Here is a 1,924-nt window from a genome sequence, read left to right as displayed (position 1 = left end):
GCCGACGGCTTTTCATTTGGGCGTCAGCGGCCCCAAAAAAAACTCCATCGCCAGCGCCACCACAGGAGGCTCAATCCGGTGCGGGCCATTGAAGTCCACCGTGGTGACGTCATAACCCGCAGCTTTGAGCTTTTCCGCGTGGGGGTGTGCGCTGGTCTCTATCGGCAATTGCGCGTCTTGCAGACCATGCGCGATGAAGATGCGGGGCGTGCCTTCTTGTGTGAAAACCGACATGAAACCGCCTGAGAAAACAATCACATGGCTGGCGATGTCGCCATTGGTGRCGCCTGACGAGAGTGCGTAACTTCCGCCGTCGGAAAACCCGGCGAAAGCCAGATGGGTCGGGTCTATCGCAAACCTTGAAGCGACTTCCGCCAGGGCCTTGTCCAACCGTTCCAGGTCAGGGCCGTTGCCGCCTATGACGATGTCCCAGGTCGGAAACTGCGACTGCGGCAGCAACAGCAAGAACCCCCGCTGCTGTACATGCTCGATGAGGAAGGGCAGCACCTTGTCGGCGCTGCCGCCTGCGCCGTGGAACATCACCAGCAGAGGCGCAGGCGCATCGGGCCTCAGGCCGTCGGGCACGATCAGTACGGCGTCGCGCTCTTCGGCAATGCCCAGGTTGTACCGGCCCGCAGGCAAGGGGTTTTGATGGGGCCGTGGGCCGGGGCGAAATGAAAGCCGTCCCAACAGCGCGCCACCCAGAAGCGACATGTCCAGCATGGTTAGTCTTTAAGGTGTCTGACCGATGCAGCGAAAAGCCGCGCACTGCGCAAACGCGTCTTCGCTTAGCGGCTCGCTTTTGCCCTTGCAGAACTTCGAAGTCAACTTGAGCAACTCCTTGATATCGCGCCCGCTGGCGGCGGCGTAGGTCACGGTCAGCTTGGCGACCAACTCGTCGGGCAACTCGGCGTTGAACTGCTGCCCCAGCGACTTCCACAGTTGCGCGGCCTTCTCTTTCGTCGGCGTCTCGAACTGGATGATGGCAATGCAGCGCGACAAAATGGCATCGTCAATATCGGCCACGCGATTGGTCGTCATGAAGAGCAGGCCGTTGAAGTACTCGAGCGTGCGCAAAAACTCGGCCACGATGGCGTTGTGCTGCAGGTCGTTGTCGCGTCGGCGGATGTAGACATCGGCCTCGTCCAGCAGCAACACCGAATCCCAGCGGGCCGCACGCTGCAAAATCTTCGACAGATTGGCTTCAACCGAGCCGGCCGTCACGCCGAGCTGGCCTGAATGCACGCGGTACAGCGGCTTGCCCACCACCTCGGCGTACACCTCGGCCGTCAGCGTTTTGCCCAGGCCCGGTGCGCCCTTGCACAAGATGGTGGTGCCGCCAGATTTGCCCTCGACGATGTCTTCCATCAGGAAGTTGCGGTCGGCCGTGAGGATGTCGATCAGGTCGCGGTGCGCCTGCGGCAGCACCAGCTTGTCGCGCAGCTGCGGCTTGTAGCGGTACTCACGCACGTTCTGCACATGCACCCACAGATTGCGATGCCAATCCAGGTGAAAGAGATGCAGGTAGCAGTGCAGCGGCACCCGCTCAAAGCCCTCGGCGATGCCGCTTTTGCGCCAGAAGGTCGCGTCGGCCGTGGTGTCGAACTGCCGCTCCAGCAACTCCTCGTCGTTCACGCAGCGCGCGTTGGTGCCGGCCTGCAGCCGCCGGCATTCCAGTTGCGGCCGGGGGCTGTCGTCCGACATCCAGGCCGCGCCCGAGATGGTGAACTGCGCGCCGAACTTCGGCTGCAATTGCATGAAGCGTTTGGCGTGCGCTTCGTATTCGGCCTTGAACTCGGCACATTCCTTGTAGAAACCGTCGCCGGTCATCAGTTCGGGGATGGTGTGGTTCTCGATGTCGTCAGCATAAAAACTGATGCCGTAGGTCATACCGGTGCGCCGCATGCGCGGGTCGGTGATGGGC

The 1,924-nt window shown here is 61.8% G+C and carries 2 protein-coding genes; both read right to left on the bottom strand.

Features of this window, described 5'->3' with window-relative positions; genetic code table 11:
- Nucleotides 1-12: 12 nt before the first annotated feature.
- A complete protein-coding gene (locus tag AC1DWI_RS21205; RefSeq protein ID WP_477725681.1) occupies nt 13-723 on the bottom strand; it encodes an alpha/beta hydrolase in 711 nt (236 codons plus the stop codon).
- A gap of 9 nt (nt 724-732) precedes the next feature.
- A partial coding sequence (locus AC1DWI_RS21200) for an AAA family ATPase (protein ID WP_477725680.1) occupies nt 733-1,924 on the bottom strand: 1,192 nt, incomplete at its 5' end.

It is taken from the genome of Polaromonas sp. P3_C2, assembly GCF_056402675.1.
This window is presented reverse-complemented; position numbering and strand designations above follow the sequence as displayed.